The sequence below is a fragment of the Pseudomonas sp. LBUM1660 genome (assembly GCF_059695935.1).
Genome location: NZ_CP166795.1, coordinates 3,649,538 through 3,664,788 on the forward strand (window position 1 = coordinate 3,649,538; position 15,251 = coordinate 3,664,788).

15 protein-coding genes are annotated in these 15,251 nt (G+C 56.4%); 11 read left to right on the top strand and 4 right to left on the bottom strand.

What is annotated here, in order from left to right:
• Positions 1–285 precede the first annotated feature (285 nt).
• From ACA068_RS17025 to ACA068_RS17035, 3 genes are all read left to right on the top strand, one after another.
• Positions 286–1,206 (top strand): MurR/RpiR family transcriptional regulator, encoded by a 921-nt coding sequence (locus ACA068_RS17025; protein WP_497303386.1) that lies wholly within the window; start codon positions 286–288, stop codon positions 1,204–1,206.
• 76 nt (positions 1,207–1,282) lie between these two features.
• Positions 1,283–1,894 (top strand): glutathione S-transferase family protein, encoded by a 612-nt coding sequence (locus tag ACA068_RS17030; RefSeq protein WP_497303388.1) that lies wholly within the window; start codon positions 1,283–1,285, stop codon positions 1,892–1,894.
• Between the two features lie 25 nt (positions 1,895–1,919).
• Complete coding sequence (locus tag ACA068_RS17035; protein ID WP_497303389.1) at positions 1,920–3,023, top strand: DNA alkylation repair protein; 1,104 nt, start codon at positions 1,920–1,922, stop codon at positions 3,021–3,023.
• 254 nt (positions 3,024–3,277) lie between these two features.
• Here ACA068_RS17035 and ACA068_RS17040 read toward each other — a convergent pair whose 3' ends face one another.
• A complete protein-coding gene (locus tag ACA068_RS17040) occupies positions 3,278–3,454 on the bottom strand; it encodes a hypothetical protein (protein WP_497303390.1) in 177 nt (58 codons plus the stop codon).
• A gap of 652 nt (positions 3,455–4,106) precedes the next feature.
• Here ACA068_RS17040 and ACA068_RS17045 point away from each other — a divergent pair.
• The 3 genes from ACA068_RS17045 to ACA068_RS17055 all read left to right on the top strand — a co-directional run bounded on the left by ACA068_RS17045 (position 4,107) and on the right by ACA068_RS17055 (position 8,044).
• Entirely contained in the window at positions 4,107–5,720 is a 1,614-nt protein-coding gene (locus ACA068_RS17045; protein ID WP_497303392.1) for an nSTAND3 domain-containing NTPase, read from the top strand.
• A 31-nt stretch (positions 5,721–5,751) separates the two neighbouring features.
• A protein-coding gene (locus ACA068_RS17050; protein WP_497303394.1) for an IS3 family transposase occupies positions 5,752–7,307 on the top strand; the annotation gives its coding sequence in 2 pieces (ribosomal slippage) (positions 5,752–6,216 and positions 6,219–7,307; 1,554 coding nt in all).
• A gap of 38 nt (positions 7,308–7,345) precedes the next feature.
• Entirely contained in the window at positions 7,346–8,044 is a 699-nt protein-coding gene (locus ACA068_RS17055) for a hypothetical protein (protein WP_497303395.1), read from the top strand.
• A gap of 298 nt (positions 8,045–8,342) precedes the next feature.
• Here the strand turns inward: ACA068_RS17055 and ACA068_RS17060 are convergent, their stop codons facing one another.
• From ACA068_RS17060 to ACA068_RS17070, 3 genes are all read right to left on the bottom strand, one after another.
• Positions 8,343–9,059: a hypothetical protein gene (locus ACA068_RS17060; protein WP_497303396.1), complete on the bottom strand. Its 717-nt coding sequence runs from the start codon at positions 9,057–9,059 to the stop codon at positions 8,343–8,345.
• A gap of 283 nt (positions 9,060–9,342) precedes the next feature.
• Entirely contained in the window at positions 9,343–9,705 is a 363-nt protein-coding gene (locus tag ACA068_RS17065) for a DUF6124 family protein (RefSeq protein ID WP_497303398.1), read from the bottom strand.
• Positions 9,706–10,207: 502 nt separating this feature from the next.
• On the bottom strand, positions 10,208–10,780 hold the full coding sequence (locus ACA068_RS17070) for a cytochrome b (protein WP_497303400.1): 573 nt from the start codon (positions 10,778–10,780) through the stop codon (positions 10,208–10,210).
• A gap of 205 nt (positions 10,781–10,985) precedes the next feature.
• Between ACA068_RS17070 and ACA068_RS17075 the strand changes: the two genes are divergently transcribed.
• From ACA068_RS17075 to ACA068_RS17095, 5 genes are read left to right on the top strand one after another with little or no spacing between them, the layout of a single operon-like run.
• Complete coding sequence (locus ACA068_RS17075) at positions 10,986–11,663, top strand: thermostable hemolysin (RefSeq protein ID WP_497303401.1); 678 nt, start codon at positions 10,986–10,988, stop codon at positions 11,661–11,663.
• Positions 11,653–13,134: an AMP-binding protein gene (locus ACA068_RS17080; RefSeq protein ID WP_497303403.1), complete on the top strand. Its 1,482-nt coding sequence runs from the start codon at positions 11,653–11,655 to the stop codon at positions 13,132–13,134. The genes ACA068_RS17075 and ACA068_RS17080 overlap by 11 nt, the downstream gene beginning before the upstream one ends.
• Positions 13,131–13,805, top strand: a complete 675-nt coding sequence (locus ACA068_RS17085) for an iron-containing redox enzyme family protein (protein WP_497303405.1) — start codon at positions 13,131–13,133, stop codon at positions 13,803–13,805. The genes ACA068_RS17080 and ACA068_RS17085 overlap by 4 nt, the downstream gene beginning before the upstream one ends.
• Positions 13,792–14,601, top strand: a complete 810-nt coding sequence (locus tag ACA068_RS17090) for an SDR family oxidoreductase (protein ID WP_497303407.1) — start codon at positions 13,792–13,794, stop codon at positions 14,599–14,601. Before ACA068_RS17085 ends, ACA068_RS17090 begins: the two co-directional genes overlap by 14 nt.
• A complete protein-coding gene (locus ACA068_RS17095) occupies positions 14,598–15,242 on the top strand; it encodes a tetratricopeptide repeat protein (RefSeq protein ID WP_497303409.1) in 645 nt (214 codons plus the stop codon). Before ACA068_RS17090 ends, ACA068_RS17095 begins: the two co-directional genes overlap by 4 nt.
• Positions 15,243–15,251: the final 9 nt, after the last annotated feature.

The following is a 15,251-nucleotide window of genomic DNA, read 5'->3' on the forward strand; positions in this document are numbered from 1 at the left end:
TGCGTTCGGGGCGATGGAGGCGCCGAACGCTCTTGGTGGGATGCAGACTAAAACGACCGGGACCGAACAATCAATAATTATTCCAAATATTTTTTACGTGGAATATTTTTTCCAATAAACTTTTACAAAAGCATTCCAGACACAGTGCATCGTTTCAGCAAACCGCATGCCGGCCGCAAGCTCAAGATTTTATTCCGGCCTACCCTGTAGACTGCGCACAGCCAACCTATTGTCAGGGGAAGACGCAACCGTCAGCCCTATAAGAACAAGCCAGAAGGATTCCCTATGTCCCGCACCGATCAGCCGGCTACGACCGAGAGCACGCCCGACAGCGATCTCGTCAGCCCCCCGATCAATGCCGAGCGTCTGCTGCTGCAGATCACCAACGAATACGAAAGCCTGCCGCGCCAGCTCAAACGCATCGCCAGCTACATGAGCCAGCAAAGCGACCGGATCATGGTCGACCGCATCAGCGACATCGCCCGCGAGTGCGAAGTCCACCCGTCGGCCATCGTGCGGTTTTCGCAGCGTTTCGGATTCAGCGGTTTCAGCGAAATGCAGGCCCTGTTCCGCGAGGCGTACACGCACAAGACCACGCCGGTGCAGAACTACCAGCAGCGCATTCGCAGCATGATCGCCAACAAATCGCAGAAAGCCAGCGGCGGCGACCTCGCCCGCGAGTGCATCGACGCGACCCTGTCCGGCATCGAGCGACTGGGGCAGGAACTCGATGACGAGGCCTTCGACAAAGCCGTGGACCTGGTGGTCAACGCCGACAACATCTACGTGGTCGGCGTGCGCCGCTCCTTCGCCGTCGCCGATTACCTGGTCTATAACCTGCAACACACCAACAAACGCATCCACCTGGTCTCCGGCCTCGGCGGCAGTTACCGCGAGCAGATGCGCAGCGTGCGCGCCAATGACCTGGTCATCGCCATCAGCTTCACGCCCTATGGCAAAGAAACCCAACACTGCCTGCGCATCGCCCAGCACAACCAGGCGAAAACCCTGATCATCACCGACAGCAACCTCTCGCCCCTGGCCAAACGCGCCGACACCGTGCTGCTGGTCAACGAAGGCAGCTCTTTCGCCTTCCGCTCGCTGAGCGCGACGTTGTGCCTGTGCCAGGCGCTGTTCATCGCCGTGGCCTATCGACTGGAACTGAAGGTCGACGAGATACACGAGCAAGTCGGTTTCGAGGATTAAGCCAACGCCGTTTGCAGGTCGCCGAACCTCAGCTAAGGTAGTCCATCCCGACATGGACACCTGAAGGAGCGGCGCAATGAAACTGATCGGCATGCTGGATTCGCCCTACGTGCGGCGCGTGGCCATTTCCGCCAGACACTTGGGCATCGACCTGGAGCACGAGTCGGTTTCAGTGTTCCGCCACTTCGAGCACTTCCAGCAGATCAACCCCGTGGTCAAGGCGCCGACCCTGGTGCTGGATGACGGCGAAGTGTTGATCGACTCGACGCTGATCATCGACTACCTCGAAGCCCTCGCCGGCCCCGGCAAAAGCCTGATGCCCGGCGACCTCAAGCAACGACTGCGCGCATGGCGCCTGATCGGGTTCGGGTTGGCGGCGTGCGAAAAGTCCGTGCAGCTTTACTACGAACGCAACCTGCGCACCGCCGAAACTCAATACCAGCCTTGGGTTGAGCGCGTCGAAGGCCAACTCGCCGCAGCCTATTCAGCGCTTGAGCGCGAACTGGAAAAACAGCCTCTGGCAAACGGCGCCTTGATCGGGCAAGACGGCATCACCCTCGCCGTCGCCTGGAGCTTCACCAACCTGGTGACACCGGACCAAGTCGACGCCTCACGCTTCCCGCGCATCGCCGAATTCACCGCGCAGGCGGAAAAGCTTGAGGCCTTCCTCAGTACCCCGATAACCTGACCGGCCCCCTCGAACGGACCCGACCATGACCGCCGCCGAACAACCTGCCCCGGCCCTGAAGGAAATCTTCAACGCCGAACGCCTCAAACACATCGCCACCGAAATGACAGCGGTCTACCCGGCATTCAACGCCAAAGCCTTCCTGAAAATGGCCAACGACGGCCTCGCCGACCTGTCGATCATGCAGCGCATGGCCCGCCTCAGCGAATGCCTGCACGCCGTGCTGCCGCTGGGCTACGACGAATCCCTCGAAGTCCTGCGCGCCCTCGCCCCCCGCCTCAACAGCGGCTTCGTCAGCATCTCGCTGCCCCACTACGTGGCGATGTATGGCGCGCATGACTTCGAGAAATCGATGGAGGCACTCAAGTACTTCACCGCGTTTGGCTCTTCGGAATTTGCGATTCGGTATTTTCTGCGCAGCGATCTGAAGCGGTCGTTGGCGCTGATGCAGGCATGGTCTTTGGATGACAACGAACACGTGCGGCGTCTGGCCAGCGAAGGCAGCCGACCGCGGTTACCGTGGTCGTTTCGGTTGGAGCAGATTCAGCGTGATCCGACATTGGCGGCTGCGATTCTCGACAACCTCAAGGCGGATGACAGCCTTTACGTGCGCAAGTCGGTAGCCAATCACCTGAATGACATCACCAAGGACCATTCGGAGTGGGTGCTGGACTTGATTGAGGGATGGTCGTTGGAGAACAAGCATACGGCGTGGATTGCCAAGCATGCGTTGCGGAGTTTGATTAAGCAGGGGAATCAGCGGGCGCTGGCGATTATTGGGGCGAGTGGTAAAGCGGAGGTTGAGATTGTTGGGGTGAAGGTGGAGCCGGCGGTGATTCGGTTGGGGGAGAAGATTACGTTGTCGTTTGCGGTGAAATCCACGGTGGCGGAGAGTCAGCGGTTGGTGATCGACTATGCGATTGATTACGTCAAAGCCAATGGGGGGACTTCGGCGAAAGTGTTCAAGCTTAAGGCGTTGACACTGCCTGGCAAGGCGACTGAACGGGTTAGCCGTGGTCAACAGATCAAGGAACTCACCACTCGCAAACACTACGTGGGCAAACACGCAGTGCACATCCTGGTGAACGGCGAACGCCTAGCCAGCACCTCATTCGAAATCCTCGCATAACTTGTTTGTAGCAGCTGCCGAGCAGCACGAGGCTGCGTTCGGCTACGAAGCAGTCGTGAAATCAAGCAACGGGTTCTTTCAGGCAAACCGCGTTTACTGGCTTGCGAAGACCACGTCCTCAAACGCAGCCTCGCCCTGCTCGTCAGCCGCTACACATGCAGGCACCGATTGCCTGCTAAGTAAATCCACCCCGCTCTTCCCAGCCCCATCTTGCCAGCACATCAAAAATGACAACATCGCCTGATGGCCGCGCTTTATTTTGTCTTTTTCTTGGGTGTGCATCTGGTGTGAACAGCGAGCTGCCCCTGCCCGACTTCTTCCTTGAGCTGTTCAGCTGCGTACTGACATGCCTCCAGATTCTCGTACTCAGCATGATCAATCGATACAACGGGCGACGCGCCGCTAAGAACGACCCAGAGAATGTACTTCATGATGCCTCCGATGCTATGAGAAGTGAGGGAGTCTACCTGTGGATTGGTGGCCATGGCATGGAGGGGCATTAACTAGGCAAAGGTGGTGTCGAGAGTTGAGAAGCTAAAACGGGAATTGGTATATTTTTCGGTCCTTGTTGGAAAATACATCCATCCCTTTTTTCCGCTGTCGTGGTCAGCAGCTCAAGGAGCTCACCACGCGCAAGCACTATGTGGGCAAATATGCAGTGCGCATTCTGGTGAATGCCTTGCCGGCACCTCATTCGAAATCCTCGCCTGAGACACGCCGTTCTTCTGTAAGAGCGAGGCTTGCTCGCGATGGCGTCAGGACTGACCTCTCGCGTTATCGCAAAAAAACTACTCTTTGTGTCGTTCGTTTGGGGGCGATTTCAGCTTCGTGACAGGCAGCATTCGGGCCAATAGCTGCCGGTGGCGACCGACAGAAAACGGCCAGAAGCGGCCAGTCAGATCATCCGTTATTCGACATCGCGTTGCTGTATTGGAGCAATGCACTAAGTCATATGGCTGACCAGCCCAAGAAAGCACGCATCATTGCTGCTATCACTGCGATGGTTCATGTGCGGCTTCCATCAACTACACTTTCATGCTGAGCGGTTTACTGGCATGTGGTCCATTTCTGAGCGAGGCTTTTGTGAGCGATTACGATTTTTCGCGGCTAAACGACAAAGAGTTCGAAGTCTTTTGCGCTGACCTGCTAAGCGCGAGGGAAGGGGTTAGATTCGAAAGATTCAAGCCCGGACGTGACGCTGGAGTGGATGGGCGCTTTTTTAGGTCCGAGGGGGATGAGTGGATTCTCCAGTGTAAGCATTGGATTTCGACGCCGTTAGAAAAGCTCGTTAAATCTATTGCGGATTCTGAAAGCCTTAAAGTTCAGAAATTATCGCCAAGTCGATATATCTTAGCCTTGTCTCACTCGCTTTCACTTAATGATAAAAAAATTTTGATGCAGAAACTTTCACCATTTGTTTTGTCTCCAGCAGATATACTGGGTCGACAGGATTTGAGTGATATGCTCGCGAAGTATCCAGATGTTGAAAGACGGCACTATAAGCTCTGGATTGCTAGTTCGAATGTTCTTGCGTATATGCTTAATAAGCCCATACATGATAGGAGCCAGTTTGAACTTGGCGAGATAATTGAGGCCTCTAAGCTATATGTGGCTACGGTAAATCATAATCAAGCGATTGATAAACTGGAATCTACGAGTGTTGTTATCATCACGGGTCCAGCTGGCATTGGTAAGACAACATTGGCTGGGCAGCTAATCCTACAGTACGTCGCAGACGGCTTTGAACTTTCGGTCATTTCTGATGATATTAAAGAGGCTGAGAGTATCTTCGACCCTGACTCAAAGCAAATTTTCTATTTTGATGATTTTTTGGGCCGCAACTACCTAGAAGCGCTTTCTGGCCATGAGGGCGCCAAGATTGTTGGTTTTATTAGGCGCATAGTCAAGAATCCCCAAAAGCGATTTGTATTGACATCTCGAACTACTATTCTCAATCAAGGAAAAATTTTAAACGATGTTTTCTACAACTCAAATATAAATAGAAATGAGTTTGAGATTACACTTGAATCTTTGGCGAAGATCGATAAGGCGAGAATTCTTTACAATCATATCTGGCACTCTGAAATAGATGCTGAATATGTTGAGCAGTTGTACTCGCATAAACGTTATCGAACTATTATTGATCATAGGAATTTTAATCCTCGGCTAATCCGATTTATTACCGATGCCCAGCGATTGGAGGATGTCCCATCCGAGTCTTACTGGGCTCATATAGCTGGTTTGCTAGATGATCCGTCTCAGGTCTGGGATCATCCATTTCAAGCGCAACTGGATGACTGTGGCCGTGCCTTGGTTTTGCTGGTCGCTATGAACGGGCGCGTGATTACTGAGCCTGAGCTTTCAGAGGCATTTGCGCGATATCTAGAGAATCCAGGAGCCGCCAGTCTTACTGGAAAAAAAGATTTTCTACTAAACCTCCGTCACCTATCTGGTTCGATGCTCACGAGATTAGTAGTAAGCGAAAATCAGCCTTTTGTTCGGTTATTTAACCCGTCTTTAGGTGACTTCGTACTCAACAGATATGCCAGTAACACCCCTGTTTTACGGCAGTGCTTTGGTAGCCTGAAGACACAATCTTCATTGAAGACGCTGAAGGATATGCAGGATAACAAGATAATCAGTGCTGGCGTGGCCCCCGGTGTCAGGATAGTTGTCGCCTCTCCGATTTTTCCTTAAAAAGCATATCGGGGGCGGAAAGAGACTGGTCGTGCCGTACTATTCACCTGAACGCAGAGCCGCATTACTCAAGATGCTGCTTCCCCCGCAGAACCTGTCGATGGCCGAGGTTTCCCGGCGCGAAGGGGTCAGCGAAATGTCTTTGTCCAACTGGCGCAAGCAGCTCAGTTCTGAAGGAAGTGCAGTGTCCGAAAACAAGTCGTTGGCCGAAAACTGGTCAGCCGAAACCAAGTTTGCTGTCGTGCTCGAAGCCGCCGGTTTATCCGAGATCGACCTGGGTGAATACTGCCGCCGCAAAGGCCTTTACCCTGAGCAAATTACGGCCTGGCGGCAGGCCTGCATCAACGGTCAGAAGGCAGATAAAGCCCAGCAAAAAGAAGATCGCGAGCAAGCTCGCAAAGACAAGAAACGCATCCAGGAACTTGAGCGCGAACTGCGCCGCAAAGACAAGGCGCTCGCTGAAACAGCCGCGTTGTTGGTGCTGCGAAAAAAGCTCAACGACTACTGGGGGACGAACGACAACGAGGACAACTAACGTCTTTGCCAGAGCGCCAGTTGCTCGTTGCCTGGCTGGGTAGCGCGGTCGCGGCAGGCGCCAGAAAAATCAGGGCCTGCCGGGAAGTCGGTCTATCGCTGCGAACCTTGCAGCGGTGGACTGAAACAGACGTTATCCCGGCAGATGCCCGAACGACTGTCACACGGCCAACACCGCGAAATGCACTGAGCGAAGTCGAGCGTCAGACCATCGTGACGCTGTGTAACAGCCCGGAGTACGTCCACTTGCCGCCGAGCCAGATCGTGCCACGACTGGCCGATCAAGCGTGTTATCTGGCGTCGGAGTCGACGTTTTATCGCGTTCTACGTGCGGCAGGCCAACAGCAACATCGAGGCCGCAGCCAGCGACCCAGAAGGCACGCAGCACCGACGACGCATGCGGCCAAAGCGCCCAATCAGGTGTGGTCATGGGACATCACGTATCTGCCCTCGCCGATACGCGGCAAGTATTACTACCTCTATCTGATCGAGGATATTTACAGCCGCAAGGCCGTGGGCTGGGAGGTCTACGACGCAGAAAGCGGGGAGAAAGCCGCCGCACTGCTGCAACGCAGCGTGATCGCAGAGCAGTGTTTGCACGAACCGCTGGTGCTGCACTCGGACAACGGCGCGCCGATGAAGTCGGTGACGCTGCTGAGCAAGATGTACGAACTGGGCATCACGCCCTCGCGGGGCCGGCCGCGTGTGAGCAACGACAATCCCTACTCGGAGTCGCTGTTTAGAACGCTGAAATACTGCCCGCAATGGCCGCAGGATGGCTTTGTCAGTTTGGACGCTTCACGCGCTTGGGTGAGGGACTTTATGCGCTGGTACAACAACGAGCACCGGCATAGTCGTATCCGGTTCGTCACACCGGCTGAGCGGCATCGGGGGCTGGATCATCAGGTCTTGGCCCGGCGACATGAGCTGTACGAACGAGCCAAGGAGAAAAAACCGGAACGATGGTCAGGCCAGACGCGTAACTGGGAGCCGATCGGCACCGTGCTGCTGAACCCGGATCGAGAGCAACAGATCGAGAAAATAGCGGCATAGTTAGACGGTTGACGCGACAACTACCTTGAAAAACGCCGGTGGCGACCGAAGTGATAGGTCATATCTTTTCATCCGTTTTAGATGTTAATTTCCTTGGGTCTAATGCCGAATTTGTAGCTCAATTATGTATTTCAAGGTCTGAGCTTGGTACAAAATTTAACTTATCAGACCAAAGTCTTTTAAAAGCGATTAATTTTATTTGTGGCGAGAAGTGTTGCCGATCCTTCTTGGCATCGGCACGAGTACTTTTATGGGCGCTGCGCAGTGGCAGTGTTGATAAAATGACTGTGGAAGCATTCTTGGCTGGAGCCTTTGCCAATGACCCAAGTTATGACGAATTACTGATTTTAAGTCAGCTTGTCAAATGCTTTGAAGTTGTAGAGTATCAATCGCTTTACGATGCATATGACCAAGTCATCACGGATTACCTAATCGCGTCAGTTGAAGATGAGTTTCCAGATGCAGAGGTATTTTCTGATGGTGGTTCGCAATCAGCAGCTCGCAGAAAATTTATGGAGCTAATGGATGAAAAAGCTGTCGAGTTGGGTGCTAATGATTCATCCAGTGTGGCTGATGGTGTTGTAGACTTAGTTGATGTAGATAGATTCTACGATAAATATTTTAATGAAACAGAGCATGAGCCAGATTATGAGTCTTATAGAGATCAACGCGTGAGTTTGTCCGAGCGATTATTTAGTGCTATCGATCCAATTGACGATTTGTTTTCGCGTGATTAAAGCATTCATCCTGAATTCATATTGCGGATGAATAATATGATGGATTTGATTCGCCCTAGGTTTCCAGGCACTTTCAAGGTCTTCATTTGGCTGACTGCTGTCTGTCATGAATGGCAGCTAATGGCCGATTTCTGCCTGTCGCGATCGGCTGAAACCGACCCAAAGCCGCCGCTGGCCAAAGGCAGAAAACGGCCAATAGCAGCAGCTCGGCACGCCGAGACGTTGGGAGCAGCCTCATATAAGTAAATGACTACAGCAATGCATACCTGGGTTGGTCGCTAACGTGTGGAGATCTTCTTCATTGGATAGTTTGGTTTAAGGTCGTGATTATCTGCAATGCCGTACCAAAACCAAAAAGGCTAATGCTTCGGTCTTTGTTCGACTCGTGTGGCCATTCCACATACCTGGTCAGCACAGATGTCCCCCCTTTCATCGCGGCTACTAGAGCAGCCTCCTGTTGTGGGGAAAAGCCAGGATCAGCAGGAGCGGTGACAGGCGCCGCTTTGTCGATGCGCAGGGCTATAGAAGAGCCGGGGAAGTGATCATTCCCTATCTGCACAAAATAGGACGAAGCGCCGGAGACACCTACGATCAGGCCTGTTCTGGACATTGCACAATAATGAGTATCGCTCATGCCATCTTGCATGCAGCGAAGATCCCAGTTTTCATCATAGTTGTCCTTCAGAATATCAAGCACGTTCGTCGGCAGCCCTTGTACTGAGCCGCTGCCATCGGTGTAGTAGAAACGGTATTTGGCACCGTTGAGCGTTCCCGACTCTACGCGATGAAGCACATTGTTCTTTCCCGACATCAGGTCGAAAGATACGCGACAGACGACTTTTCCTCCTTGAAAAATCGGACCTACAATATTGACCATCTCAGGCGCGGCCACTGTTGGCTTATTCTTTTTGTACCCAGACTCATACTGCGTATCGGGGCACTGTGCTGCTTGGATTACATGCGGTGCGAGGGCAGCAACCACAATTGCGAACGTGATAGGCCTAAAATTGTACATTTCATTAATCCCTTAATATGAATGGTCTGCATAGGAAAAATCAGGCCCTATCCTATACCTGAGTTACCCCCAATCCATCCCTTGTTGTGCTGTAGGCGCCATAGTAGGCGGCACACAGTCACCTGACTCGGGTCGGAAGCAGCCCTTCGCGACTAGCTGAAATGGGCCGATAGCAGCCAGCAATGAGTCGATTTCGCCCAAAAGCTAAGCCTCATGGATACAGTTGCCGACTAGCCCTCCCTCTGTGACGACGGACTACCCCACCGCCACAGAGGGCTTGCCCCTACTCCTTCACCTCAACCTTATCCAACGCCTGATTCACCGCCAATTCCCCCAACATCACGACCTGCGTAATCCCCAACAACGTCTTGCGATGCGAGTTATCCAGCAACGCCGCAAAATTGCTGAGCATGGTAGTCGCTGAGCCCAGTGATTCGCTGGCGTTGGCCAGCAGGGATTCGGTGTCGTATTTGGGGTTGGCTAGGAACATGGGTTCGGGTTCGTGGGTGCTGGCCATGATGTTGGCACCTGGATTGAGGTAGTGGTCGAGGGCGCGTTCGGCGGCTTCGTGGAGTTTTTTGGAGTTGAGGGATTCGTAGGGGGATGCTGGATTGGTGTCCGGTGGGTTTGGTGTTGGTTTGATCATGAACAAAACTCCTGATACGAGTTTATTTAAAAGGGTGCCATCACCCTCGCTACCAACGAATAGGTGGCGGCCATACGCGGGTTGGTAGACCGGTCGTATCAGTTCCCGGCGCCCTCGAAAGGGCCCCGCGCATGGCCACCATAAAAGGTGATGTTATGCGCCGTGATACGAAACCGGGCTACCAAACCCGATCACTGTTTTCAGTGACCGGGAAACGATATAGCCCGCCCCACAGGCGCACAAGCCGGCGGATTCTGGCGTACGCGTAGGTAATGACGCAAGGCGTTGTAGCCGTTGGGACGTAACACTGAGTGTCTTTAAACGCTGGCCTTGAAACCTGTTTAAGTGCATCAACAGTCGAGCAAAATATCCGAGCCTGAATATGGGGTGTCTGGTCTGACGCTATCGCGAGCAGGCTCGCTCCCACAGGGGATTGTGTTAGGTCCGGGGGCTCGGGGTGGTAATGAGCGCGTCCGGTGTCTGGCCGACACCGGGTTCGGGTTTATCGCTGACGCTGGTTGACGGCATTGTCGGATCGGCCGGGCAGCATGCGCGTCAGGGTGTTGTCGCGGACCCAGTAGTGGTGAAACAGCCCCGCCGCTGCGTGCAGGCCGATCAGCCAGTAACCCGCGCTGCCCAGCAGTTCGTGCCAGTACTTGAATTGCTTGGCCAGGTCCGGATCGACCGCCACTGGCGATGGCAGGTAGAACTCGAAATAGGGCATCGGCTTGCCGCCAGCAGACAGCATCAGCCAGGCCAGCAGCGGCGTGGCGATCATTAATACGTAGAGCGCCAGGTGCATCAAGTGCGAAACGCCGGTCTGCCATTTGGGCAGTGCCGGGGCAATCGGTGGCCGAGGCGTCAGGCGGCCGAGCAAGCGCACCCACACCAGGGCGAAGATGCTTAAGCCGAAGAGGCCGTGCAGCCCGAGAAACATGGCTCTCAACGGTTGGCCCTTGGGCAGCAGGCCTTTGATTTCGATGCAGGCGTACACGCCCACAAACAACGCCAGCATCAGCCAGTGCAAGGTGATTGAGAGTTTTCCGTAGCGTTGTACTGCTGAGTCGCGGGTCATAACGGGCCTCTTGAATGTCATTGCCGGCTGCCGAGTCATTCGTGCGGCCGGGGTGCGGTGTGTCACCGCACCGACGGGTCACACCCTGCCCGCAAAGTCTTAAGGCAATCTGAAGACAGCGGCAGATGATCTTTTTCTTACCTTCAGATTCCGTTAAGAAATGCCTCCGATACTCCTCCCACACTTACCCGGGAGGCGTCTTCCAATGCCTGACTTTGAATGGAATATTCCTCTACCCCTGAGCTTCGGCCAGGCCGAAACGCCGCCGATGAGTCTGACCAGGGCGTTGCCGGACGACGTCGAGCGGCCTGTCTTTGAAGCCTTTATCCAGCAACGTTTTCGTAAGGCCCACGGTGCCGATATCCGCCACTTCATGCCGGAGCTGTTTGGCATGAGCGATGCCTCCGGCACGCTGTGTGCGGTGGCTGGTGTGCGCATGGCCAATGCCGAATCGTTGTTTCTGGAACGTTATCTGGACGAGTCGATCGAGCCGCTGATCAGCGCTGCGGCCGACCGCCCGGTGGATCGCACCGGCATCGTCGAAGTCGGCAATCTGGCCGCCAGCGACACCGGCAGTGCGCGGATGAGCATCATCGCCCTCACCTACCTGCTGGCCACGGGCGGCCTGGAATGGGTGGCGTTCACCGGCAACGTCGGCCTGGTGAACAGTTTTCATCGCCTGGGCTTGAAACCGGTGACGCTGTGCGCGGCCGACCCCGAGCGGCTGGGGGATGAGCGCCAGCACTGGGGCAGTTATTACGAGAGCAAGCCTTGGGTGCACGTCGGCAACATCCGCGCCGGGTTCATTCATTTGCGCAACATCGGGATGTTCAATCGCCTGGGTTTGCCCACGACTCTTGAGGAGTCCAGCCATGTCGCCTGAAACCGAGCGTTTCAAACAGACCCTGCGCAGCCATGCCGAGCGCAAGACCAGCGCCATTGCGTTGTGGGGTGATAATCAGAAGGTGGATTACGCCACGCTGTACGCCGAAGTGGTGTACCGCCAGCAACGGCTGCGCGATGAGCAGGTCAAGGTGCTCGCGCTGGCGTTGGACAATGGCGTCGACGCGATGCTCTGGGACCTCGCTGCGCTGTTCGAAGGCCTGACGTGCCTGACGCTGCCACCCTTTTTCAGCCCGGCTCAACGCGCCCACTGCCTGGAACAAAGCCAGGCCGGGCGGGTGATTGCCGAACCCGCGCTGGACGACGAATTGCAAACGGCCGGCTACGAGAAAACCGGTGAGTTCTGGCGCCGCACGTTCAGCGGCCCGAACCGGCTGCCGGAAGGGACCGCCAAACTGACCTTCACGTCGGGCACCACGGGCACGCCCAAAGGCGTGTGCCTCAGCGCCGAGAGCCTGATGACGGTCGCTCGCGAACTGAATCAGGCCAGCAAACCCACCGATCCGCAGCAGCACCTGGCATTGTTGCCCTTGGCGATCTTGCTGGAAAACCTCGGTTGCTATGCGGCGTTGTATGCCGGGGCCACGTTGAGTTTGCCCAGTCAGCAAACCCTGGGGATTCAGGGGGCCAGCGGCGTTGATGTGCCGCGTCTGCTCGGTTGCCTGGCCACCCGGGCGCCTGAGAGCCTGATTCTGGTTCCGCAGTTGTTGCTGATGTTGGTCAGCGCTGCCGAACAGAAAGCCTTCAGCCCCTACTCGTTGCGTTTCGCGGCGGTGGGTGGTGCGCGGGTGTCCGAGGAATTGCTGCATCGCGCACAACGCATCGGCATTCCCGTTTACGAGGGTTATGGGCTGTCGGAATGCGCCTCGGTGGTGTGCCTGAATCGGCCCGAAGCGCGCCGACCCGGCAGTGTCGGCCGGCCCCTGCCCCACGTAACGATTCGCTTGGCCGAGGACGGCGAAGTGCTGGTCAAGGGTTCGACCTTGCTCGGTTACTTGGGCGAGGCGCCGCACACCGAAGAATGGTGGCCAACCGGCGATCTCGGCGAGTTCGACCCGGAAGGTTTTCTCTACCTCAAGGGGCGCAAGAAGCATCAATTCGTCACCAGTTTCGGGCGCAACGTCAACCCGGAGTGGGTCGAGGCGGAATTGACCCAGCGCCGCCATATCGCCCAGGCCTTCGTCTACGGCGAAGCCATGCCGCACAACCACGCGCTGCTCTGGCCCCATCGCCCGGACTGCACCGACGACGAACTGGCCGCTGCGGTGGCCCAAGCCAACGAGGCCTTGCCCGGTTACGCCCAGGTCCATCACTGGACCCGTCTCGATCAACCCTTCACCCCCGCCAATGGCTTGCTCACCGCCAATGGCCGCCCGCGCCGCGACGCCATCATGGAGCGTTACCGGGCGCAATTGACTGAATCTGTATTTTCCGAGGAATCCGCATCATGAGTTTTTTCGACACGCTGCAAGAAGCCACACAACACGAACGCCATGAACTGTTCAATCTGCCGATCATTCGCGATGCCCTTGAGGGCAAGGTCAGCCTGGAAAGCTACCGGGCCTTCCTGGCGCAAGCCTATTACCACGTGCGCCACACGGTGCCGTTGATGATGGCCTGCGGGGCGAAATTGCCGTCGCGCCTGGAATGGCTGCGTAAAGCGGTATGCGAGTACATCGAGGAGGAATACGGTCACGAGAAATGGGTACTCAATGACATCGAAGCCTGCGGCGGCGACAAAGACGCGGTGCGCGATGGTCGTCCGTCCATGCCGATTGAATTGATGGTCAGCTACCTCTACGACCTGATTGCCCGCGATAACCCGGTCGGCCTGTTCGGCATGGTCAACGTGCTGGAAGGCACCAGCATCGCCCTGGCCACCCACGCCGCCGGCAGCATCCGCGAGCGTCTGGCGTTGCCGGAAAGCGCCTTCAGTTACCTCAGTTCCCATGGCTCGCTGGACATCGAGCACATGCAGACCTATCGCCAATTGATGAACACCCTCGACGATCCGGCCGATCAGGCAGCGGTGATTCACGCCTCCAAAGTGGTGTACAGGCTTTACACCGACATGTTCCGCGGCTTGCCGCGTGACGGGGAGACCCTGAATGAAGCTGCATGAAGCTCGCGTGGTGCTGACCGGTGCCAGCGGCGGCATCGGCCTGGCGATCGCCACTGCGTTGTGTGCCAGCGGTGCCCGGGTGCTGGCGGTGGCTCGGCACCAGGAACCGCTGTTGCCTTTGCTTGAGCGCTATCCGCAACACCTGTGCTGGGTCGGCGCGGACCTGACCGTGCTGTCCGACCGGCGCAAGGTGTTCAGCGCGGCCGAAGCGATTGGCGGGGTCAACCTGCTGATCAATGCCGCCGGGGTCAATCATTTCGCCATGCTTGAACAGCTGGAGGACAGCGACATCCACGCCATGCTGGCGGTGAACATCAGCGCGCCGATCTGCCTGACCAAAACCCTGCTGCCGCTGCTCAAGCAAGCCGAGAGCGCGATGGTGGTGAACGTCGGTTCGACTTACGGCTCCATCGGTTACCCCGGTTACGCCAGTTATTGCGCCACCAAATTTGCCTTGCGCGGGTTTTCCGAGGCCCTGCGCCGGGAGCTGGCGGACACCCGTGTCAGCGTGCTCTACGTCGCCCCGCGCGCCACCCGCACCAGCATGAACAGCCCGGCGGCGCAGGCGTTGAACGATGCGCTCAAGGCCAACGTCGACGATCCGCAAACCGTCGCCGCCGCGGTGACGCATGCAATTGCCGGTGACCGCCGCGACTTGTACCTCGGCTGGCCGGAGCGCTTTTTTGTGCGCCTCAACAGCCTGCTGCCCAATCTGGTGGACCGGGGCTTGCGCAAGCAATTGCCGCTGATCCGTCGCCTGAGTCAGAAGCCCGACAACGAGAACCTCAAACCATGAAGAAAATCATCGCTGGCCTGCTGCTGGGGGCTCTGAGCCAGAGCGTCTGGGCACTGGAACCCGCCGACCAGCAACGCCTCCAGGGCATCCAGCAAAGCTGGGCGCACATTCAATACGAAGTCCCGGAGGCGCAACGCACCGCTGCGTTCGAGAAACTGGCGGCCCAGGCGTCCGCGTTCACTCAGGAACGCCAATCGGTGGCCGAAGCCTGGATCTGGTCCGGCATCGTCAGCAGCAGTTGGGCCGGTGCGCAGGGTGGGCTCGGTGCGCTGAGCAAGGTGAAAGCGGCGAAAGCCGATCTGGAGAAAGCCATGACGCTGGACCCGAAAGCCCTGCAAGGCTCGGCCTACACCAGCCTCGGCGCGTTGTATGACCGCGTCCCCGGCTGGCCCATCGGTTTCGGTGATTCGGACAAGGCCGAACAGTTGCTCAAGCAGGCCTTGCAACTCAACCCGAACGGCATCGATAGTCTGTACTTCTGGGGCGATCACCTCTACCGTGAAAAACGTTACAGCGAAGCTAAAGTCGCGCTGCAAAAGGCCCTGCAAGCTGCTCCAAGGCCAGGCCGGGAAATCGCCGACGCCGGGCGTCGCAAAGAGATCGAAACGTTGCTGGTGGACGTGAACAAGAAACTCGACTGACAGGAGTCC